Source organism: Arthrobacter cryoconiti (genome assembly GCF_020905375.1).
Taxonomy (GTDB): domain Bacteria; phylum Actinomycetota; class Actinomycetes; order Actinomycetales; family Micrococcaceae; genus Specibacter; species Specibacter cryoconiti.
In genome coordinates, this window is the sequence record NZ_JAJJBU010000022.1 from 25,217 (window position 1) to 45,589 (window position 20,373).

A 20,373-nucleotide genomic window follows, 5' to 3' on the forward strand; every position below is an offset into this window, starting at 1 on the left:
GAATCTGCACCCACTAACGCCAGGTACCGATTCCGACGACTGGACCGGCTTCAAGCCAGGAAGAAAGCCCGGTGTAGGCTCCGAACTTCATGGCCAACAACACCGGCTCCCCCTTGTAATCCAAAGTGACGATGACGACGTCCGGTGGAACCTTCGTCATTTCGCTTTCTGTCGGTGCGCGCCTGCCCACAAGAACGATGGAGCTGCGCACCATCCGCCGATGTGGCAGGGGGCTTAAAGAAAGGAGCCGGAACCATTCAAGGTCCGACTCCTGATAACGGCACACGCCCATCTGCCAGCGCTTGCCGCCACGAAAAATGGAAGCATCAGCAGTGCCAAGGGCGCGCCGCAATTGCATGCGGCGCACCCCAAATAGGCACAGTGTAATAACGACCAGCAGGAAAATCCCTGCTATGACGATGAACGGAATACCAAGTGCGTTCACCAATGGCGTGCTAGTGGATCCCTGCGCTGGAAACAGCGCCGCTTTCCAGCTGCGCACTGTCAGCAACTATTACAACTCGGTTGCTGTCCACCGAGAAGAATCCGCCATCAACGTCAACCGTGAAACGGTCGCCGTCCACGGGAGCAATCTCCAACAATCCAGCGGCAAGGACGGCCAGCAAGGGAGTATGACCAGGCAGAATCCCAATCTCTCCTTCACTGGTGAAGCCCTTGACCATGGTCGCCGCACCGGACCACACAAAGTGATCCGCTGCAACGATTTCAACTTCGAGGTTAGCCATGACTACTTCGTCTGTTCCTGGATCTTGGCCCACTGGCGCTCGACGTCGTCCAAGCCGCCAATGTTGAAGAATGCCTGCTCTGCGATGTGGTCAACGTCTCCGTTGCAAATCGCGTTGAAGCCCTCAATGGTGTCCTTGATGGCAACAGTGGAGCCGTCAACGCCCGTGAACTGCTTAGCGGTGTAAGTGTTCTGTGAGAGGAACTGCTGGATACGACGCGCACGTGAGACGACAATCTTGTCTTCTTCCGAGAGCTCGTCAACACCAAGAATCGCAATGATGTCCTGGAGTTCCTTGTTCTTCTGCAAGATCTGCTTGACACGCACAGCAGTGTTGTAATGCGCGTGGCCCACATACTGCGGGTCAAGGATACGTGACGTAGAAGTCAACGGATCAATGGCCGGGTACAGTCCGCGGGACGCAATTTCACGCGACAGCTCCGTAGTAGCGTCCAAGTGGGCGAACGTAGCAGCCGGGGCAGGGTCGGTGTAGTCATCAGCAGGGACGTAAACGGCCTGCATAGAAGTGATCGAGTGACCCTTGGTCGAGGTGATGCGTTCCTGAAGCAGGCCCATCTCATCGGCCAGGTTGGGCTGGTAGCCAACGGCTGAAGGCATACGGCCAAGAAGCGTTGAAACTTCCGAGCCAGCCTGAGTGAAACGGAAGATGTTGTCAATAAAGAGCAACACATCCTGATTCTGAACATCACGGAAGTATTCAGCCATGGTCAGCGCCGAAAGGGCTACGCGCAAACGCGTTCCCGGCGGCTCGTCCATCTGGCCGAAAACTAAGGCCGTGTCCTTCAAAACGCCGGCTTCTTCCATCTCAACCCAGAGGTCGTTACCTTCTCGTGTTCGCTCACCAACACCGGCGAACACCGAGGTGCCACCGAAGTTGCGTGCCACACGGGTGATCATTTCCTGGATCAAAACTGTCTTACCAACACCAGCACCACCGAACAAACCGATCTTTCCACCCTGAATATAGGGGGTCAAAAGGTCAATCGACTTGATTCCAGTCTCCAGCATCTGCGTTGAACCCTCAAGGGTTGCAAAAGCCGGGGGCTTGCGGTGAATCGGCCAGCGCTCGGTGATGTTAAGTTCCGACTCTTTGACATCGAGGGGCTCGCCCAAGACGTTGAAGATGTGGCCCTTGACGACGTCACCGACGGGAACGGAAATGGGCGCGCCCGAATCCAACACGCTGGTGCCACGGACAAGGCCATCCGTTGCCTGCAAGGAGATGGCGCGAATGACGCCGTCGCCCAAGTGCTGGCTGGTCTCGAAGGTGATGGTGTGCGTCTTGCCGTTGAGAGTAACCTCGGTCGACAAAGCGTTATAAATTGCGGGAAGGGCGTCTGACGGGAATTCCACGTCGACGACCGGGCCGATAACACGCGCGATCCGGCCGGTGGCACCGGTTTTCACGGTGGTTCCCTGCTCGTTGAGTTGGGCAGTCATCTCTCTCACTTCACTTGTGTAGATGGCATGGATAAGTATAAATAGGGCTTCTACGAGGCGTTGAGCGCATCAGCGCCCGCAACAATCTCGGAGAGCTCCTGCGTAATCTCAGCCTGCCGGGCGTTGTTACGAAGCCGGGTGTACTTCTTGATCAAGTCACTGGCGTTGTCCCCAGCTGACTTCATAGCACGTTGTCGCGCTGCCAGCTCGGAAGCTGCAGCCTGCAAAAGTGCCGAGAAGATACGAGACTCGATGTACCTTGGCAGGAGGGCGTCAAGGACTTCCTCAGGCGCCGGCTCGTAGTCGTACAGTGGCAACAAATCTGTGGAGGACTCGATTTCTTCCTCAACAACTTCTAGCGGCAACAGACGAATGACGGTCGGTTCCTGAACCACCATCGACTTGAACTGAGTGTAGACAACGTGGATTTCGTCCACGCCGCCGTCTTCAAAGTCGGTGGCGAAATCTTCCAGCAATACCTCACGTAGTTCACGTGCAGTTTCAAATTCCGGTGCATCAGTTCCACCGGTCCACACCCGCTCGTAATCGCGTCCACGGAACTCAAAGTACGCCTGCGCCTTACGGCCAACCAGGTAGGTCGTGACGTCTTTGCCTTCGCTATGCAGCAATTCAATAAGGTGCTCTGCCTGCTTCAAGATGCTGGCGGAGTAGGAACCGGCGAGGCCGCGGTCCGAGGTCATGACCAACACCGCTGCGCGCCGGATGGAATCCGGTTCGGTGGTCAGCGGGTGGTCAACTTCGGACTGCGATGCGACGGCAGAAACGGCACGGGTGATCGCATTGGAATACGGCAACGATGCCGAGACACGCGTGCGTGCCTTACCAATGCGGGACGTAGCGATCAGTTCCATCGCCTTGAAGATCTTTTGCATCGACGTTGTCGACGCGATCTTCTGGCGGTAGACCCGAATCTGGGCTCCCATGTTTGTCCTTTCCTTATCCTTTGCTCAGTCGCCCGCTCCCGCGAGAGCGGACGACTGAGTAAAGGATGGTGTCAGCGTTTCTGCTTAACGATCTTTTCCTGGTCGATTTTCTCTGCGCCAAGCGCATCGAATTCCTCGTGTCCGGCACCGACCAGCTGGTCTGCGCCTTCTCCGAAGAAGCCCTTCTTGAAGTCAACGATACTGGACTTGAGAGCCTCGACGGTGGAGTCCGCGAGCAGATTGGTTTCTGCCAACGTGGTCAGGATCGAGGTGCGGTGACGCAAGTAATCAAGGAATTCAGTCTCGAAGCGGCGCACATCTTCTACCGGAACGTTGTCCAGGTAGCCGTTGGTGCCCATCCAGATAGAAACAACCTGGTTCTCTACCGGGAAAGGAGCATACTGGCCCTGCTTGAGCAGTTCCATGAGCCTAGCTCCACGAGTCAGCTGCTGCTTCGACGCCGCATCCAGGTCCGAGGCAAACATGGCAAATGCCGCCATGTCACGGTACTGGGCGAGTTCGAGCTTCAACGTTCCCGAAACCTTCTTCATGGCCTTCACCTGCGCTGCACCACCAACACGAGACACGGAGACACCTACGTCTACGGCCGGGCGCTGGTTAGCGTTGAACAAGTCAGACTGCAAGAAGATCTGGCCATCAGTGATGGAGATGACGTTGGTCGGGATGTAGGCCGAGACGTCATTAGCCTTCGTCTCAATGATCGGCAGTCCGGTCATCGAACCTGCACCAAGCTCATCGGAGAGCTTCGCACAACGTTCTAGCAGACGCGAGTGCAGGTAGAAGACATCACCGGGGTATGCTTCGCGTCCCGGCGGGCGGCGCAGCAACAAGGACACCGCACGGTAGGCTTCAGCCTGCTTGGAGAGATCATCAAAGACGATCAAAACGTGCTTGCCACCGTACATCCAGTGCTGGCCAATGGCCGAGCCGGCGTAGGGCGCAAGGTACTTGAACCCGGCAGGGTCAGAAGCAGGAGAAGCCACAATCGTTGTGTACTCAAGTGCTCCGTGATCCTCGAGCGTCTGGCGAACAGCCGCGATCGTGGATGCTTTTTGACCGATGGCCACGTAGATGCAGCGGACCTGCTTCTTGGTGTCGTTGGACGCCCAGTTCGCTTTTTGGTTGATGATCGCGTCAACAGCCAGAGCGGTCTTACCGGTCTGACGGTCACCAATAATCAGCTGACGCTGGCCACGGCCAATCGGGATCATGGCGTCAATGGCCTTCATACCGGTCTGCAGCGGTTCGTGAACCGACTTGCGCTCGGTGACACCGGGGGCTTGAAGCTCTAGGGCACGACGGCCTTCAGATTCAATCTCGCCCAAGTCATCCAACGGTTGACCCAAGGGGTCAATCACACGGCCAAGGAAATTGTCGCCCACCGGTACGGAGAGGATCTCCCCGGTTCGGTGAACTTGCTGACCCTCAGCGATGCCGGTGAAGTCGCCAAGGACCACAACACCAATCTCGCGAGTGTCCAAGTTCTGGGCTAGGCCCAGCGTGCCGTCTTCGAAACGAAGCAGCTCGTTTGCCATGACAGAGGGAAGACCCTCTACCTTGGCGATGCCGTCACTTGCCGTGGTGACGCGGCCAACCTCGACGCGCTCAGCATTGCCCGGTTCATAGGACGCTGCGAACTCATTCAAGGCATTGCGGACGTCGTCGGCATTGATGGTCAAGTCGGCCATCTGCAGTCCCTGCTCTCCTAAGTTGTGGTTACTGCCTTCGGTAAATAAATTTTCGGCAGTATCCGAAATTTTTGATTCGCTTTTGATGTGGACTAGCTGGTGCGGAAACTGATGTTCCCTACCCAGCCAACCGGCGTCGGAGTTCTCCTAGGCGTGTGGCTGCAGTTGCATCAACAACTTCATCCCCCACGACCACGCGAATTCCGCCCACTAAAGTCGGGTCAATGTTGACATTCATCTTCAAATCACGACCATAGAGCTTGTTCAGCCCGGCCGCCAGACGGGTCAATTGCTCTGCGCTCAGATCACGAGTGACACTGACGTAGGCAATCCAGCGCTGCTGGCGTTTTGCAACCAATTCCACGAATCGTTGCACCAAAGCTGTTGGCTTTAGCCCACGGGGCGCCAGCACAGCCTGACGTATCAACAACTCCGACACCTCACTGGCACCTGGAACAAGCTTGCGCGCCAAGGCGGCCTTTGCCTGATCCGTTGCCTGGGCATCGTCAAGTGCACGCTGCAGATCATGACTGGATCCAACAACTCGGATGAAGCCGAAGAGTTCCTCTTCAAGCGCGTCCAGGTTGGCGGAACCATCGCCTTGGCCTTCAGCGACCGCAATCGCTGACGTTGCCGCTAAGGTCTCCAAGGCATCACCAATGTCACGTGCCGAGCTCCAGCGCGCGTTGACAAGTCCTTCAAACACTGTTTCCGCTTGCGCGGAAACCTTGCCTGCAACAAGCGCAGAAACTAACGCCGTCTTGTCCTTGCCGCTGCGGGCGGGGTCAGTCAGGGCCCGACGCAGGCCAGCATTGCTGTCAAGGGTATCTAAAATTGCAAAGAGATCCTTGGGCAATGCGAGGGACGCATCAGCAAGCTTGGGCTCCAGCGCCAAAAGCGCTGCGGCCAATGACTCGCTCGTTACACCTGCCATTAGTTCGATACACCCGCGTTCTGCTGATTTTCCAAATCTGCCAAGAAACGCTCAACCACACGGTTGGAGCGCGCATCGTCTTCAAGTGCTTCTCCGACGATTTTCCCTGCAAGCTGCGTTGCCAAAGTGCCAACCTCAGCGTGCAAGGAAGCAATCGCAGCGACGCGCTCGGATTCGATCTGACCATGAGCCTGTGCGGTGATGCGAGCAGATTCCTCTGCCGCCTTCTCCTTCAGGTCCGCCAGGATCTGTGCGCCTTCGGCACGTGCGGATTCGCGGATGCCATTGGCCTCCGTGCGAGCTTCCATCAGCTGTGCCCTGTACTGCTCCAAGAGGGCGTTGGCTTCATTCTGAGCCGCTTCTGCCTTCTCGATCCCTCCCTCGATGGCTTCAACACGATCCGTGTATGACTTCTCAAAGGTTGGTGCGATGAACTTGGTCACCACAAAAAGCAGGACAGCGAAAGCCACACCGGTGACCAGAATTTCCCACACGTTGGGAATGAGCGGATTGCCACCCCCACTAGCGAGGATTACTTCTGCGGTAATCATTTCTCACTTATCCTTTTCTGTATTTCCAAAACGAGCGAACCCCGCTACCGGGACCCAACTGTTGGAAAGGATTAGACACCAACGACGAAGGCAAAGACCAATGCCAAGATAGCCAGCGCTTCTGCAAGGGCGAAGCCAAGCAGGGCGATGGGCTGGAGGATGCGCTGGGCTTCCGGCTGGCGTGCGACGCCGTTGATGTAAGCGGCGAAGATCATGCCGACGCCAATTGCCGAACCGATGGTGGCCAGGCCGTAGCCGATCATATTAAGGGAGCCGTGCAACATTTCGTTCCTTTCAAGATACCGGCCTTGTGCCGGCAGGTTGTGAGGTGATACTTGATTTGTAAAAAAACTTAGCTTGCGAAATACCTAGGCTTGAAAGTCTAGTGTGAATCCGCGTCCAAGCTGCCCTGGATGTAGATCGCGGTCAGCAGCGTAAAGACAAACGCTTGCAAGATCATAATCAGCAGTTCCAGGAAGTACATGGCCACCGAGCCGGCAATCACCGCAACGCCTGTGGCGTTGAGCAAGAGACTGTCCTGAACCACAATGAGGTATCTGGCACCGGTGCCTGCCAGTGCCACAATCATGTGGCCAGCAAGCATTGTTGCCATCAGACGCAGCGAGTGGGTGAGGGGACGGACGATGAAGTTGGAGATAATCTCCAGAGGTACCAGCAGGGGCAAAATCCATCCGGGAACACCGGTAGGTACCACTGCAAGTTTGAAGTATCGGAGGCCGTGCTTTTGAACACCAACACCGATCCACACGAGATAGATGATTAGCGCCATGGCATACGCACTGCCGGCGTGGGAGAAGGAAGGGATCTGCAACAGCGGGATAGCACCGAAGAGGTTATTGAGCAACAAGAAAACAAATGTTGCAAAGAGCAGCGGTACCCACGGGCGGAAGTTTTTCTCCCCCATGATGTCCCGGCCTACGGTGTTTCGGGCGAAGCTGTAGAAGCCTTCGGCGACAAACTGGACCCGACCTGGAACCAGCTTCGCCTTACGGATAGCGGCCATGAAGAACCAAGTAATCAATACCACCGAGAGAAGGACCAGCAACATCTGCTTGCCAAACCCAGTGCCATAGTCGGCCATCCAAGGGAAGATGTCTGGGAGGTGAAGATCACTGATCGTCGGCGGGACGAACTTCTCGGTATATGAGGCCATCGGAAGCGCAAACGCGGTCAACGCGCTGTCCTCTCTGCAGTTTCGGTCATGGGACAAAGTTGGTGGACCACCCTGAGGCGGCGTTCACCGTAAATAAGTTTGAAGGTGGCGATCATTGCTCTTGACTTTCATCTTGGCTGCGGTGCCTTCGATGATGCCTGGCTAAAAAGTATCCACCCACCGCTCCCAAAGGAGCCATAGCAAAAACCATCCAGCCTATGGAGAACAAAAAGTCCAGTCCCCACCCTATCAAACTGCCGAGCACCATTCCGCCAATGACGTAGGTGTAGTCGAGCTTTCCGGAGTTGGGATCGGGTAGGACGTCAATGCCCTCGTCCGCTGGTGGTCCGTTTTTCTCGCTCATAGTCCATCATCCTTGCGCGCATCGGGAGCTACTGGCGCTTGCGGTGCATCCCCGAAAAGCAAGTAGCGGTTGCGGCTAAAGACAATGACCTCAGTCGCTTGCCATAACAGGACAGTAGTAACGGCGGCCGCCATGAACCAAGGCGTCACCAACCACTGCGGCGTGCCCCAGGTAAAGAGCACAACCCCGAATCCAACGACCTTGACGATGTACGTCATGAAGAAGGCTCCCATGACGGCACCTGGGCGGCGCTTGGCTACAAAGTGGCCAACCACCAAGCTCAAACCAAAGAATGCCATCACGATCAATGAGCCAAGAACCACGCTAGCTACAGCGGCACCGTTCGCGAAGATCAGGGCCAGCACAACTATTACGGCGCCAGCACTCGCGCACACACCGGCACACTTGGCCAGAATGTTCGCATTGGGGTTTACTGAAGGGCCTGATGCCTGCAAAGGCTCTGGCACGGCGCCCGGAACGGCACTTTGATCCTTCATTGAGACTCCATCATGAGAGGCTTTTTTCGCAGCAAAGCCAATGAAACGCGCGACAGTCTTCCTTCGTCAAAAACAGAGGATCACCGCTGGTAATTCTACACGAGATAGAAAGCGATTGGGACGTCTCCACAGATGCTACTTCCCGTCGGAGGTTGCCCGCGAACGCAGGTAACGCTGAAAGAGAGTAGGAGTGCGCAAATACAGCAGGATGACCCCGATGCACAGCAGAGTGGAAATAATTTGAGCTACACCCCCTCCTTGGACTGCGAGAATTCCTAATCCGCTGACCAAGACCGTGGCGGCACTAACCACAGCTGTGGCCTGAATGTGGCTGAGCCCCACGACTGTCAGTCGCTGGTAGACATGCTCTCGGTGTGAGGCATACCACCGCTCCCGCGCCAGCAAGCGGCGCAGGAAAGTCACAAAGGTATCCACCAAGTAGATCAGCACCGGCGAGAAGATATATTCCACGGGAACCTTCGCCAGGAATGCTGCCATGGCTGTCACGGAGATGGCAGCACCGAGAAGATAACTCCCCACATCTCCTAAAAAGACCCTCCGCCCGCCAAGGTTCCATGGGAGGAAGCCCGCAAAGGACGCTGCGATTCCAACGCCTGCGTAGACCAACCATTCATGCCCAGTTGTGAGCCCAGCAAACGCGTAAAAACCGCCGACCAACAGACCATGCATACCAGAGATGCCATTGATGCCATCCATGAAATTGGTGACGTTGATGTAAGCAGCCACGGCGATCGCACCTGCCGGGATCCACCATAATTGCTGGGCTCCAGGGTCGATGATAGCCACAGCTGCCGTCGCCGCCAGGCCCACGGCGAGTTGCAGCCCGGCACGCACGGCGATGCGTAAACCTCGGATGTCTTCCAGCCAGCCAATGGTGGCTGCACAGACCGCAACCAGTACGATCACAGTGAGTGTCATCCGGCCCTGGAAAACGTCATCAGGGCCTTGTGGCGAGAAGATGGCCACCAGCAAAGCTGCCGCGAGCGCGATCGCAGTCGTGATGCCCATGCCACGGATGGTGGGGCTCTGGTGCGATGACCGGGCATTTGGCACGTCCATCACGCCAGCTCGTTCAAGGAGCGGTCGCACCAGCAGTGGCAACGCTAGGGCTACAAGCAGCGCAATGGCGCCAACACTGACGGCGCTCAACGCATTCATCAGGCGCCCGCCGCGACGTCGCCGTCGGACTCGTCAATGCTGGGAGCCGCCGTCCCGGCTTCATCCCTGCATCTCTGGAGCCAAAGTTCCAAGCTGAGGTCCGCCGGGTCCAAGGGCCTGGCGTGGGTGTGTGAAATTTTCGGGTGTCCGTCGGGATCTTTGACTTCGTCGTCGCCCGTGAGTTGCTCGTGCAGTTTCTCCGACGGACGCAGACCGGTGATCTCGATCTTGATGTCCTTGCCGGACATGGCGATCATGCGCTCCGCTACGTCCATGATTCGCACGGGATCCCCCATATCCAAGATCAGGACGTCGCCGCCGTGCCCGATGGCGCCGGCTTGGATGACGAGTTGGCAGGCCTCCGGGATGGTCATGAAGAACCGTGTGACGTCCTTGTGCGTGACGGTGACGGGACCACCGTTGTTTATCTGGTCGGTGAACAAGGGAAGCATGGAGCCGCGGGAGCCAATTACGTTCCCAAAACGGACCGAGACGTAACTCTTGGTGGTCGCATTTGCGACCCACGAAGTCAGTTTCTCGGCCGCCCGTTTGGAGTGGCCCAAAACGGTGGTCGGGCTGGCAGCCTTGTCTGTTGAGACGTTCACGAACGTCTCAACGTCCACGCTTTGGGCGGCATTTAGGACGTTTAGCGAGCCTAAAACGTTTGTCTGCCACCCTTCGGTGGGGTACATCTGCAATAGCGGAGCGTGTTTAAGCGCCGCTGCGTGAAAGACGACTTCTGGCCGGCGTCGGGCAAAAATGTCATTGAGCGTCGCAGCATCACGAATGTCAGCCAAAACCGTGGTGTTGTCGTTGAGCAAACCATGCCCGTGAATCGAGAACTGCGTATGCTGCAACCCTGATTCGTCCCGGTCCAACATGATCAGTTCGGCTGGGTCAAAAGCGTGCAGCTGGCGGCAGAGTTCGGAACCGATCGACCCACCGGCGCCGGTGACCAGCACACGCTTGTTCTTGATATAGCTGGCGATCTGGTCAACTTGGATGTCAACGGGGCGTCGTCCGATCAGGTCTTCAACGTCAATTTCACGGAAGTCCGTCAGTCCGCCCTTCGCGTCGCTGTTGGTGGTCCCCGTGAGCATGTCCTGCAGCGGGGGCAGGACCAATACTTTGACACCAAGCCCTGAAATGGAGTCGGAAATTGTGCGAATCCGGCGGGCGTCAAGATGGGACATGGCGAGGACTACAACCGTGGACTTGGTGCGTTTGATGATCTCCGCAAGCTCATCCCCTCGCCCCAACACAGCCACTGTGCTGAGCCGCAAGTGTTTTTTGGCGACGTCGTCGTCAACCAAGCCCACCGGAACGTAGGGCGAATCAGGGTCTGCCACCATACGCGTCACCAGGGAGTTGCCGAGGAAGCCAGCACCGTAGATCAGGGTCCGCTGTGCTTCCTCTCCAAAAGTGGGTTTGCCCTCTACGTAGAGCCGTTTGGCATAACGGACAGCAGCCATCAAAAGGGCGGCGAACGGAAAGGCAATGGCACTGACCGAGCGGGCAATGTGCAACTCGTTGATGGTCAGAAACAAGAACACACTGGTTGCGGCTGCCACGATCAGTGTCGCCGCGATCAGCACTCTGGCTTCGTGGATGCTGCCGAAGGTGTAACGGCCGCGGTATAGCGCCAGGGACCAACCGGCGATGAGCTGGGTTGCCACCGCCACGCCGATAAGGAGCACCATTCCGCCTGCATTGATCAGGCGTACATCGAGTTCGTAGCGCAGCAGGACTGCCAGAAGCAGTGCCACCGCCCAGGCTAGAGAATCCAAAAGGGCTTGGGACCACAGCCACAAGCGTGGCTTGTTTTCGCTCTCCGGAGAGATATTGCTGGGTTTCCCAGATGCCAAGTTGCTCGTCGTGTTCAACGTGATTCGTATTCCGATTTCTGCCCGTTTGATGGTGGCTCGCGCTTTGCGGTCATCGTTGCAACAGCCCGTGGATGCGGGCTGTACTAAAGTGGAAGCTATTACAAGATAGTAATCGCTTCAAAGATTACCCACTGTTTAGCCGTGCCGTCTCATCCACCGCGGCCGAGAGGATCCAACGTGCACGAAACCGTGGCCGTGGCCGCCGTCACCTTCGACCGGCCAGACGACGTAAGAACATTGCTGGAGGCGCTCGGGGAACAAACCCACTCCCCCCATTCGATCTCACTTGTTGATTCTGGCACAGCCTCCGTTGCGGAGATTGCCGCTTCGGCTTCAACCACGGTGGACTATGTCCGTTCGCTGGCAAACCTCGGCGGAGCGGGCGGCTTTTCGCTCGCTATTCTCCACGCGATTGCCTCCGGAGCTAAATGGGTGTGGATTATGGATGACGACGCCCATCCCGAAGACCCGCAGTGTCTGGCAGCTCTGCTGGAAGCTGCCAATAGCCGGGGTTTGGACGTAGTGGTTCCCTTGATTGTGGCTCCTGGAGAGCCACAAAAGCTGTCCTTCCCTTTCCGTATTGATGGACACCTAACCCACGATCGTTCAGTGGTGGAACCGCTTGAATTCATCGAGAACGTCGGGCAGTTTTTTAATGGAGCCCTAATCCGCAGCGATGTCTTCTTCAAAGTTGGACTCCCTGACCTGCGCCTGTTTATTCGCGGCGACGAGACGGACTTCATGCTGCGTCTGCGCGCTGCCAAGGTAAAATTCGGCACGGTAACAAGCGTTGCCCTCACCCACCCTGCTGGTTGGGGCGAGGTTCAGGAACTCTTAGGCGATAGATTGCATGTGCTGGTGCCGGAGAACGCGTTCAAGCGCTTCTACTACTACCGCAACCGCGGCTACTTGACACGCAAACACGTCCGTGTGCGTTCCTTCGTCGCAGATATTGTGGGGTACCCGCTATTTTTCTTGGGTAAGGGCGACTTTCGAGGCTTGGCCAAGTGGGCTGCCGCTTACGGCGCCGGCCTGCGCGGCGCTAAATTTGGGCCCCTGAAGGATCAGAAGTTTTGAGTCCTACCCGGCGCGATGATTTCTTCGTCGTCGTTACCACCTATAACCGCCAAGAATATTTGGCGCAACTCTTTGATTCCCTAGCCTTGTTGAAACCGGCACCGGACGGCATTGTGGTGGTGGACAATGCCAGCACCGACGACACGCCCGCGGTGGTTGCGGCTGCGGCATCACGGTTCGCGTCCTTGCCCGTTCCCATCCCCGTTATTCACCACCGTCTCCAAGAAAATACTGGCGGCTCTGGAGGATTTTCGGTTGGTGTGGAGCGCGCGCTGGCTGAGGGTGCCCAATGGCTGTGGCTAATGGACGACGACGTCACGGCAGTTCCCGGGGCAATCGCGGCCTTTGGTCCGTGGATGGATAAATACGATGCTCTGGTGGGGCGCCGCTATGACTCTCTCGGGGAGCCTTTTTTCTGGCAAAACAACTTCAGCACCTTCCTTGGCTTTCCACTTCCGGTCGCGGGTGACGTGTTTGCCACCTCCAACGAGTTTGCGACCAACGTTGGCTGTTTTGAAGGTATGTTGCTCCACGCCAACGCTATTCGAAGCGTAGGTTTGCCGGACCCGCGCTTCTTCCTGAACTGGGATGACACCATGTACGGCTGGCAAATCTCCTTGGAGCGCCCCGTCATGTATGTCAATGCCTTCGTCCTGCACAAAGCACGGGAACAACGTTCCATCGACTTAGGTATTCGCCATCTCAATGACTCTTCGGATCTGAGCCGCTTCTACGTCATGCGCAATAGAGGGCTCGTGGGTCAGTACCTTCGGGTCCATGGTCGGTATAACGCGTTCGGGTTTGCCTTGGGCACCATCTTGACGGCAGGCAAGGAAATCTTCCGCCTGATCGGGGTGGAAAAGACGTTGCGCGGCAGCGCACGTTTGTGGGACGGCTGGCGTGAATCCCGGCGCATTCTGGCCGATTCCTCATGGAAGCCAATGCCCTCACTAGTTGGGAAGTCCTAAAGTGTCAGTGAACACACCAGCCCCTCAATGGGTCATTTTGGGCGGAACCGGCTTTGTCGGCTCGTCCGTCATGGCCGAACTCCGGGCCAGGTCATTACCGGCCTTCTCCCTTCAAGCACCCAGACTCACGACGGCGGCCCAAACGGCCAACGCCATCGCCGCTATAGCTGTGGGTGCTGCGGACGCTACGGGCGCTATCGCAGTCGGCGCTAAGGTAGCCGACGCAGCCGACGCCGGAGCCGTGGCAGGTGCCAACGCCGCAGCCGATGTTATCGCCGCGTTTGTCCAGCTGAAGGACGCCTTCGCGGGCGCCGCCGTCGTGGTCAATGCCGCAGGTCTGGCTACGCCAGGTGAGCGTGCATCCGGTGCCATGATGGGCGCCAACGCCTTGCTGCCCGGCTTGGCCGCCTTGGCAGCGCGAGCGGCCGGAGTGCCCGTCTTCATTCACCTCAGCAGCGCTTCGGTGCAGGGCCATCGGCCCATCATTGACGAGACCGCTGATCGTGCACCCTTCTCCGCCTACTCTCGCTCGAAGGCGATAGGCGAGGAGGTCCTAGAGACAGTGAGGGCCCAAAATCCTTCCCCCGCTGGCGATGCCGGACGTATCACCACGGTGAGGGCAACGTCGGTGCAGGGGCCGTCCCGTCCCACCACGCAGCAACTTGTTAGAATTGCCCGCTCCCGCATCTCCTCAGTGGCAGCGCCGGGAACAGCGCCCACGCCGGTGAGTTCCATCAACGCATTGTCTTGGTTTGTGACTGAGGTGGCATTGTACGAAGGCCCCATTCCGGCAATCGTGCTCCAGCCATGGGAAGGACTCGGGGTGGCGCAGGTACTCACGGCAGCAGGTGGCCGCTCACCTCTCCAGCTTCCAGCCTGGCTGGCACACACGGTGTTGGCCTGCGGTTATGCCGTTTCAAAGGTGGCCCGCGAGAAACTCCATGGTCCGCTCCGCAGGGTTGAGCTCATGTGGTTCGGACAGTCGCAGCGCCCGGGCTGGGCCCAGGAGGCAGGCGTGCTGCCCCACTCTGCTGTGCGTGAAGTACTCCAAGCCGCACAGAGCGTCTCCGGCTCCTAGATTCAGCGCATGCCTCACTTGAAGGCAGTTGCCTCACTTCAGCGCAGCTGCCTGTGCATCTTAAGCCAGAGCTTACTTTTTGTCCGTTGACAGCTGATTCTCCGCTGTCTGATCCTCCGCTGTCTGATTCACCGCTGTCGCGGGGAGGCTCTCGCCGGCGTCGGGCTCGCCAGTCTCACGTCCGGCAACGTCGTCGTTCATGTCATCGGGCGCGAAGTTAGCTGACTCTTCAGCCTCTTCGGCCTCTTCGGCCTCTTCCAGGACTAAATCCTCGGGGCTTGCCTCAACAGTCTCAGAGCGCTCAGACTCCTGCGGCTCCGCGGAAGGTGACCACATTTCCGGTTCCGGACTATCGCCTAGGGCACTAGGGATCATGCGTTGGATCTCTTCTAGACTGATGCCTCCGAGACGAACAACTCGAAGCCGCAAACCCGTAGCATCCACAATGGTTGAAGGAACTCCGTCGCTGCCTTCAACGGGACGGAATCCGTCGTCGAGGTAAACCTCAACCGATTCGGCCAGTTGCTCCCTTGCCGCTGCACCGGTTTGTCCGGCAGGCTGGCCGGTTCGGTTTGCACTGGAAACAGCCAAAGGGCCGGTGAGCGTGAGCAGGTCAAGGGCTAACTGATCATCTGGCACGCGCAGTGCCACCGTCCCCACAGTTTCACCTAAGTCCCAAGTCAGCGACGGCTGGGCGTGAAGGATCAGCGTGAGCGGGCCTGGCCAGTACTTTTCAGCGAGTTTGCGCGCATCATCAGGAATTTCTGTGGCGAGCCCGTCCATGGTTCCGATCCGCGGCATGAGCACCGGTGGCGGCATATTCCGGCCACGTCCTTTAGCGGCCAGCAGCATCGCAACTGCCTGCGGCGAGAACGCGTCCGCCGCAACGCCGTAGACGGTGTCGGTAGGTATGACGACGAGTTGCTTGGCCGCGATCGCTTTTTGGGCGTGGGCCAGACCCTCGACACGTTGGTCGACATTGGTGCAGTTATAAGAAGTGGTACTCACACAATCCATTCTTTCATCTTGTATGCCCCTATGTTGAACCGCTGCGTCAAATTCCTCACCGTGCCGTCGTTCCCTTAGCGGCGGAGTCCGCTGGTGGCGCGGTCCCGGCCGGCGAGGTCACGGTGGCTTTGCACGTCTAGCCATTGCCCGCTGGAGCGCAGCATCGCCACCATCTGTTCGGATTGGACCTCCGCGTGCTCCATGACGAAGTAGCCGCCCGGGTGTAGCAGCCTGAGCGCGGCAGCGGTAGCAGCACGGGGCATTTCCATTCCATCCACCCCTCCCCCATACAAGGCCATGTGGGGGTCGTGTAAACGCACTTCCAAGTCTCTGGGGACAGCATCAGCGGGTATATAGGGAGGGTTTGATACCACCACGTCAACCGTGCCATTCAAGTCTTGAAAAGCATCCCGCATGTCGCCCTGTTCTAGGGTCACGCCAGTTCCGGCCAAGTTTTTTGCGGCCCAGGAGTGGGCCTCCTCGCTTAATTCAACGGCGTACACCCGCGTGCCGGGTACTTCCAGAGCCATCGATCCGGCAATTGCCCCAGACCCGGTTCCCAAGTCAACTGCGCTGATAACTGCGTCGTCACGGCGCACTTGGTACAAATGTGTTAATACGTCAATGGCTAGCTGGACCACCGTTTCTGTCTCCGGCCGCGGCACGAAGACTCCCTTACCAACGGCGAGTTCCAGGTGCCTAAAATACGCCACCCCGGTGATATGTTGCAGTGGTTCCCTGGCGGCACGGCGAGCTATCATGCTCCCATAACCCTCAGGGCACACAGATGTGCCAAATAATTTAGCAGCCAGCTCTCCCCGGCTCACGCCGAGAAGGTGGGCAGCTAAGAGCTGCGCATCAACACCTGGAGACGGAACACCGGCGGAGGCAAGAATCGCCGTCGCACTCTTCACCGCTTCAGCCAGACTCAGTGCCGAGAAGCCAGCGACCAGGAGCTCTGTGTTTTCGCCAGCTACCGTCCCAGCGCCAGCAACGGAGGGCTCCGGGGTATCAGTCACCCAGAGCGTCCAGTCGGTGTTGCTCATCCATCTCAATAGCAGAGCGGACCACCGGCTCAAGGTCACCATTCATGACTGCGTCAAGGTTGTAGGCCTTGTAGCCAGTACGGTGGTCAGCAATCCGGTTTTCTGGATAGTTGTATGTGCGGATACGCTCCGAGCGGTCCATGGTGCGGATCTGTGATTTGCGGACGGCAGAGTTCTCCGCATCGATAATCGCCTGCTGATGAGCCAAGATGCGGGCACGCAAAACCCTCATACCGGCTTCGCGGTTCTGCAACTGTGACTTCTCGTTTTGCATGGCCACCACGATCCCCGTCGGAAGGTGCGTGATGCGCACGGCGGAGTCGGTTGTGTTCACAGACTGTCCTCCAGGTCCAGAGGAACGGTAGACGTCGATCTTGAGATCGTTGGGACTGATCTCCACTTCCTCTGGCTCATCCACTTCAGGTAGGACCAGAACGCCGGCCGCGGACGTGTGGATACGTCCCTGGGATTCTGTGGCGGGGACTCGTTGGACGCGGTGCACCCCACCCTCAAACTTCAAGCGCGCGAAAACTCCTTCGGCGGGATCGTTGGAACGGCCTTTTACAGCGATCGAAATGTCCTTGTAGCCGCCCAGATCGGACTCCGTGGCAGAGATGATCTCCGTCTTCCAGCCGCGGTTATCTGCATAACGGGTGTACATGCGCACCAAGTCCGCAGCGAAGAGAGCCGCCTCATCCCCACCTTCCCCAGCCTTGACCTCCAAGATGACGTCCCTGGCGTCGTCGGGATCACGCGGGATAAGCAAACGGCGCAACTTCTCCTGCGCAGCAGCCAGTTGTTCTTCCAGGACAGGGACTTCCGCGGCAAACTCGGGGTCCTCTGTTGCCATTTCCCGAGCCGCTTCCAGATCCTCGCCCAGAGTTTCAACCCTGTGGTAACCCTCCACGACGCCACTGAGCTCAGCATAGCGACGCCCCAGTTTTCTGGCCAGCGACTGATCGGCATGGACTGCCGGGTCGCTCAAGCGCATCTGCAGCTCGGCGTGCTCATCTAGCAAGCCGTGGATGGATTCAAACATTTCAAAACCTCTCTCGACGTTGGTCAAGTGTAATTACTTCTTAGGTCCTGCCCATAAACAGTTCCGACATCCATGATCGTCCGGTGAGACGGCAGTACTTGCGGCGGATCCGATTGTTTTACATAGCCCGGCGCAAAGGAGGCCTCAAAGGCCTCCCGCAGCCAGCGGCGGTATAGCCGGCGGGGCGGATAGCCGGATGGGAAACTCGCGTCGCCGACGGACCCAACCACCGCACCAACGCCAAGGGGCGGGCCGCACAGTGATGTACGGTCCCGCCCCTTGTAAACAGCTACTTGTCGTGCTCGGCCTTGGATCCCAGCGTGGTCTTTTGAATCTGCATGAGGAACTCTACGTTGGAACCGGTCTCGCGGATCTTGGACGTCAGCAGTTCAAGGGACTGCTGCATTTCCAGGCCGGAGAGGACGCGGCGCAGACGCCACATGATCTTGACCTCTTCGGCAGAGAGCAAGTTCTCCTCACGTCGCGTTCCAGAGGCGTTGACGTCAACGGCCGGGAAGATGCGCTTATCGGCAAGTTGCCTGGACAGGCGCAGCTCCATGTTGCCGGTACCCTTGAACTCCTCGAAGATGACCTCGTCAGCCTTGGAACCGGTTTCCACCAATGCCGTCGCCAGAATAGTCAATGAGCCGCCATTTTCGATGTTGCGGGCAGCACCAAAGAAACGCTTCGGCGGATACAGAGCTGCTGAGTCCACACCACCGGAGAGTATGCGTCCAGAGGACGGTGCGGAGTTGTTGTATGCACGGCCCAGACGGGTCATGGAGTCCAGCAAGACCACAACGTCCATGCCCATTTCAACGAGGCGCTTGGCGCGCTCGATCGAGAGCTCGGCAACCTGAGTGTGGTCATCTGCGGGACGGTCGAAGGTGGACGCGATGACCTCACCCTTGACCGTGCGCTGCATATCGGTGACTTCCTCAGGACGCTCATCAACTAGAACCATCATGAGGTGAACCTCAGGGTTATTGATGGTGATGGCGTTCGCGATCGCCTGCAGGATCAGAGTTTTTCCGGCCTTAGGCGGAGAAACGATCAAACCGCGCTGACCCTTACCGATCGGGGCGACCAGATCAATAACACGGGGCCCAATATTCTTGGGATCTGTTTCCAAGCGCAGGCGCTCCGACGGGTACAACGGGACCAACTTGGAGAACTCGACACGATCCTTGAGATCATCCGGGTTCTTGCCGTTGACACTCGTCACGCGCACCAAGGCATTGAACTTTTGGCGCGCGCTCTGTGCCTGGCTGCGATCTTCACCTTCGCGGGGGGCCCTGATGGCGCCAACCACCGCGTCACCCTTGCGCAGATTGTATTTCTTGACCTGTGACAAGGAGACGTAGACATCGTTGGAACCGGGCAGATACCCGGACGTACGGACAAATGCATAGTTGTCCAGGATGTCCAAGATGCCGGCTACGGGCAGCAGGACGTCGTCCTCGGTGACCTCAGAATCATCAAAGTCGGGTCCTGCGCTGCGGCCGCGGCGGCGTTCATTGCGGTCGCGGAAACGGTCGTTGCGATCATTCCGGCTGTTGTTGCCACGATCATTGCGATCGTTGCGGTCGTTGGAATCGTTGCTGTTGCGATCGCGTCGGTTGCGACGGTTTCGGTTGTTCCTCGAGCCGTCTTCATCGTCGTTGCGCTCGTTCGAAGGACGATCGTTGGAGTTGCGATCGTTCGAGTTTCGGTCGTTCGAAGGACGGTCGCTGGAGTTGCGATCGTTAGAGTTGCGTTGATTGCGCTGGTTGCGGTTGTTGCGTCCGTTGCGGTCCGAACGATCCCCTTGGCCGGTCGAATCTTCAGAACCACTCTCCGCACTCGCAGCGTCATTGTGAGCTGCTGCCTCCGGAGCTTTCTCGGGCGTAGCATCGCTTGAATCGTTGTGAGCGTCGCGGCCGCCACCTTGTGCACGGCGGTTGCGGGTTCGTGAGGGTCGGCGGTTTTCGCCGTCGTTCTCAGCGGAATCAGCCTGCGCACCAGCGGGTGCTTGTGCTACTGACGGCTCCTGCGCTGCGGGGGTCTGCTCCCGGGTGCCAACAGTGGCTTGCGTCGGAGTTCCGGTGGTGATGACGCCATCGCTGCTGGCAGCGCGGCGCGAGCCCCGCCGGCTCCGGGACGGACGGTCTTCTGCGACTGCGGCAGCTTCTGATGTTGCAACAGGCGCTTCTGCTTCCGGCTGGACAGCCTTGGAACGCGAAACGCGCTTCGCCGGCACTTGTCCGTCCGTTGCGGTCTCGGAAACAGGCGCAGACTTTGCCGCGCGCACGGGTCGGTCGGCTACTGAGGAACCTCGCTGATGCGCCGAAATTGCGCTCACAAGATCCCCCTTACGCATCCGGGAACCGCCGGTTATGCCCAGCTGACCAGCCAGAACTTGCAACTGTGCCAGCTTCAAACCAGCCAAGCCTGCAGGCTTGGTCGAGTTTGTAGCTTTTGTGCTCTCATCCAACTGCGCTGCTTTGGTACCCGCGGCTGAAGTTATGATTTCTGTCACGAAGGATCCTTCCCCCTCGATGGCGGTCCTTGTTGATAAGGCCGCGATGATTAGTGTCAACCGCTCCGCCGCTGCCGCACTGGCAGGGACAGGATAATTCAGCTGAGGTTCCAGTTCACGCCAGCAAATTTCAAGCGGCGGAATTGGTAGGTTCACCCTAGAAGCACGTGAGTAACTCATTTGCATCTTGAATTG

The 20,373-nt window shown here is 58.0% G+C and carries 20 protein-coding genes; 3 read left to right on the forward strand and 17 right to left on the reverse strand.

The genetic code is table 11. The annotated features are described in order from the left end of the window. Nucleotides 1–13 precede the first annotated feature (13 nt). The 13 genes from LOH53_RS11310 to LOH53_RS11370 form a co-directional block, all read right to left on the reverse strand. A complete protein-coding gene (locus tag LOH53_RS11310; RefSeq protein ID WP_230067852.1) occupies nt 14–445 on the reverse strand; it encodes a DUF2550 domain-containing protein in 432 nt (143 codons plus the stop codon). A 10-nt stretch (nt 446–455) separates the two neighbouring features. Continuing rightward, nucleotides 456–746 carry a F0F1 ATP synthase subunit epsilon gene (locus tag LOH53_RS11315; RefSeq protein WP_230067853.1) on the reverse strand — a complete coding sequence of 97 codons (291 nt, stop codon included), beginning with the start codon at nt 744–746 and terminating at the stop codon, nt 456–458. A 2-nt stretch (nt 747–748) separates the two neighbouring features. Further along, nucleotides 749–2,206, reverse strand: coding sequence for a F0F1 ATP synthase subunit beta (gene atpD / locus LOH53_RS11320; RefSeq protein ID WP_230067961.1), 1,458 nt, complete (start codon nt 2,204–2,206; stop codon nt 749–751). 50 nt (nt 2,207–2,256) lie between these two features. Further along, entirely contained in the window at nt 2,257–3,150 is an 894-nt protein-coding gene (locus LOH53_RS11325) for a F0F1 ATP synthase subunit gamma (RefSeq protein ID WP_230067854.1), read from the reverse strand. Between the two features lie 71 nt (nt 3,151–3,221). After that, entirely contained in the window at nt 3,222–4,859 is a 1,638-nt protein-coding gene (atpA, locus tag LOH53_RS11330) for a F0F1 ATP synthase subunit alpha (RefSeq protein ID WP_230067855.1), read from the reverse strand. Between the two features lie 118 nt (nt 4,860–4,977). Continuing rightward, on the reverse strand, nt 4,978–5,793 hold the full coding sequence (locus LOH53_RS11335) for a F0F1 ATP synthase subunit delta (protein WP_230067856.1): 816 nt from the start codon (nt 5,791–5,793) through the stop codon (nt 4,978–4,980). Continuing rightward, nucleotides 5,793–6,344 (reverse strand): F0F1 ATP synthase subunit B, encoded by a 552-nt coding sequence (locus LOH53_RS11340; protein WP_230067857.1) that lies wholly within the window; start codon nt 6,342–6,344, stop codon nt 5,793–5,795. Before LOH53_RS11340 ends, LOH53_RS11335 begins: the two co-directional genes overlap by 1 nt. Before the next feature lie 71 nt (nt 6,345–6,415). After that, on the reverse strand, nt 6,416–6,628 hold the full coding sequence (locus tag LOH53_RS11345) for a F0F1 ATP synthase subunit C (protein WP_230067858.1): 213 nt from the start codon (nt 6,626–6,628) through the stop codon (nt 6,416–6,418). 98 nt (nt 6,629–6,726) lie between these two features. Then, the gene (gene atpB, locus LOH53_RS11350; RefSeq protein WP_230067859.1) at nt 6,727–7,539 is read right to left on the reverse strand and encodes a F0F1 ATP synthase subunit A; all 813 of its coding nucleotides are present in this window, start codon (nt 7,537–7,539) and stop codon (nt 6,727–6,729) included. Nucleotides 7,540–7,630: 91 nt separating this feature from the next. Next, a complete protein-coding gene (locus LOH53_RS11355) occupies nt 7,631–7,882 on the reverse strand; it encodes a hypothetical protein (RefSeq protein ID WP_230067860.1) in 252 nt (83 codons plus the stop codon). Beyond that, a complete protein-coding gene (locus tag LOH53_RS11360) occupies nt 7,879–8,379 on the reverse strand; it encodes a hypothetical protein (protein ID WP_230067861.1) in 501 nt (166 codons plus the stop codon). The genes LOH53_RS11355 and LOH53_RS11360 overlap by 4 nt, the downstream gene beginning before the upstream one ends. Before the next feature lie 135 nt (nt 8,380–8,514). Beyond that, nucleotides 8,515–9,558 (reverse strand): MraY family glycosyltransferase, encoded by a 1,044-nt coding sequence (locus tag LOH53_RS11365; RefSeq protein WP_230067862.1) that lies wholly within the window; start codon nt 9,556–9,558, stop codon nt 8,515–8,517. Further along, entirely contained in the window at nt 9,558–11,441 is a 1,884-nt protein-coding gene (locus LOH53_RS11370; RefSeq protein ID WP_230067863.1) for a polysaccharide biosynthesis protein, read from the reverse strand. The genes LOH53_RS11365 and LOH53_RS11370 overlap by 1 nt, the downstream gene beginning before the upstream one ends. Nucleotides 11,442–11,621: 180 nt before the next feature. On the opposite strand from LOH53_RS11370, the gene LOH53_RS11375 reads away from it, so the two are divergent. The 3 genes from LOH53_RS11375 to LOH53_RS11385 are packed head-to-tail and all read left to right on the forward strand — an operon-like array spanning nt 11,622 to nt 14,567. Further along, the gene (locus LOH53_RS11375) at nt 11,622–12,521 is read left to right on the forward strand and encodes a glycosyltransferase (RefSeq protein WP_230067864.1); all 900 of its coding nucleotides are present in this window, start codon (nt 11,622–11,624) and stop codon (nt 12,519–12,521) included. Continuing rightward, on the forward strand, nt 12,518–13,489 hold the full coding sequence (locus LOH53_RS11380) for a glycosyltransferase (RefSeq protein ID WP_230067865.1): 972 nt from the start codon (nt 12,518–12,520) through the stop codon (nt 13,487–13,489). The genes LOH53_RS11375 and LOH53_RS11380 overlap by 4 nt, the downstream gene beginning before the upstream one ends. A gap of 7 nt (nt 13,490–13,496) precedes the next feature. After that, a complete protein-coding gene (locus LOH53_RS11385; RefSeq protein ID WP_230067866.1) occupies nt 13,497–14,567 on the forward strand; it encodes an NAD-dependent epimerase/dehydratase family protein in 1,071 nt (356 codons plus the stop codon). A gap of 72 nt (nt 14,568–14,639) precedes the next feature. Here the strand turns inward: LOH53_RS11385 and LOH53_RS11390 are convergent, their stop codons facing one another. The 4 genes from LOH53_RS11390 to rho form a co-directional block, all read right to left on the reverse strand. After that, complete coding sequence (locus LOH53_RS11390) at nt 14,640–15,575, reverse strand: L-threonylcarbamoyladenylate synthase (protein ID WP_376991324.1); 936 nt, start codon at nt 15,573–15,575, stop codon at nt 14,640–14,642. 74 nt (nt 15,576–15,649) lie between these two features. Next, complete coding sequence (gene prmC / locus LOH53_RS11395; protein WP_230067868.1) at nt 15,650–16,621, reverse strand: peptide chain release factor N(5)-glutamine methyltransferase; 972 nt, start codon at nt 16,619–16,621, stop codon at nt 15,650–15,652. Beyond that, the gene (gene prfA, locus LOH53_RS11400; RefSeq protein WP_230067869.1) at nt 16,587–17,660 is read right to left on the reverse strand and encodes a peptide chain release factor 1; all 1,074 of its coding nucleotides are present in this window, start codon (nt 17,658–17,660) and stop codon (nt 16,587–16,589) included. Before prfA ends, prmC begins: the two co-directional genes overlap by 35 nt. 289 nt (nt 17,661–17,949) lie before the next feature. Beyond that, nucleotides 17,950–20,178, reverse strand: a complete 2,229-nt coding sequence (rho, locus tag LOH53_RS11405) for a transcription termination factor Rho (RefSeq protein ID WP_230067870.1) — start codon at nt 20,176–20,178, stop codon at nt 17,950–17,952. Nucleotides 20,179–20,373 lie beyond the last annotated feature (195 nt).

Coding starts and splice junctions, on each gene's coding strand:
- LOH53_RS11315 (WP_230067853.1), bottom strand. CDS start 746: ATGGCTAACCTCGAAGTTGAAATCGTTGCAGCGGATCACTTTGTGTGG.
- atpD (WP_230067961.1), bottom strand. CDS start 2,206: ATGACTGCCCAACTCAACGAGCAGGGAACCACCGTGAAAACCGGTGCC.
- LOH53_RS11325 (WP_230067854.1), bottom strand. CDS start 3,150: ATGGGAGCCCAGATTCGGGTCTACCGCCAGAAGATCGCGTCGACAACG.
- atpA (WP_230067855.1), bottom strand. CDS start 4,859: ATGGCCGACTTGACCATCAATGCCGACGACGTCCGCAATGCCTTGAAT.
- LOH53_RS11335 (WP_230067856.1), bottom strand. CDS start 5,793: ATGGCAGGTGTAACGAGCGAGTCATTGGCCGCAGCGCTTTTGGCGCTG.
- LOH53_RS11340 (WP_230067857.1), bottom strand. CDS start 6,344: ATGATTACCGCAGAAGTAATCCTCGCTAGTGGGGGTGGCAATCCGCTC.
- LOH53_RS11345 (WP_230067858.1), bottom strand. CDS start 6,628: ATGTTGCACGGCTCCCTTAATATGATCGGCTACGGCCTGGCCACCATC.
- LOH53_RS11355 (WP_230067860.1), bottom strand. CDS start 7,882: ATGAGCGAGAAAAACGGACCACCAGCGGACGAGGGCATTGACGTCCTA.
- LOH53_RS11360 (WP_230067861.1), bottom strand. CDS start 8,379: ATGAAGGATCAAAGTGCCGTTCCGGGCGCCGTGCCAGAGCCTTTGCAG.
- LOH53_RS11365 (WP_230067862.1), bottom strand. CDS start 9,558: ATGAATGCGTTGAGCGCCGTCAGTGTTGGCGCCATTGCGCTGCTTGTA.
- prmC (WP_230067868.1), bottom strand. CDS start 16,621: ATGAGCAACACCGACTGGACGCTCTGGGTGACTGATACCCCGGAGCCC.
- prfA (WP_230067869.1), bottom strand. CDS start 17,660: ATGTTTGAATCCATCCACGGCTTGCTAGATGAGCACGCCGAGCTGCAG.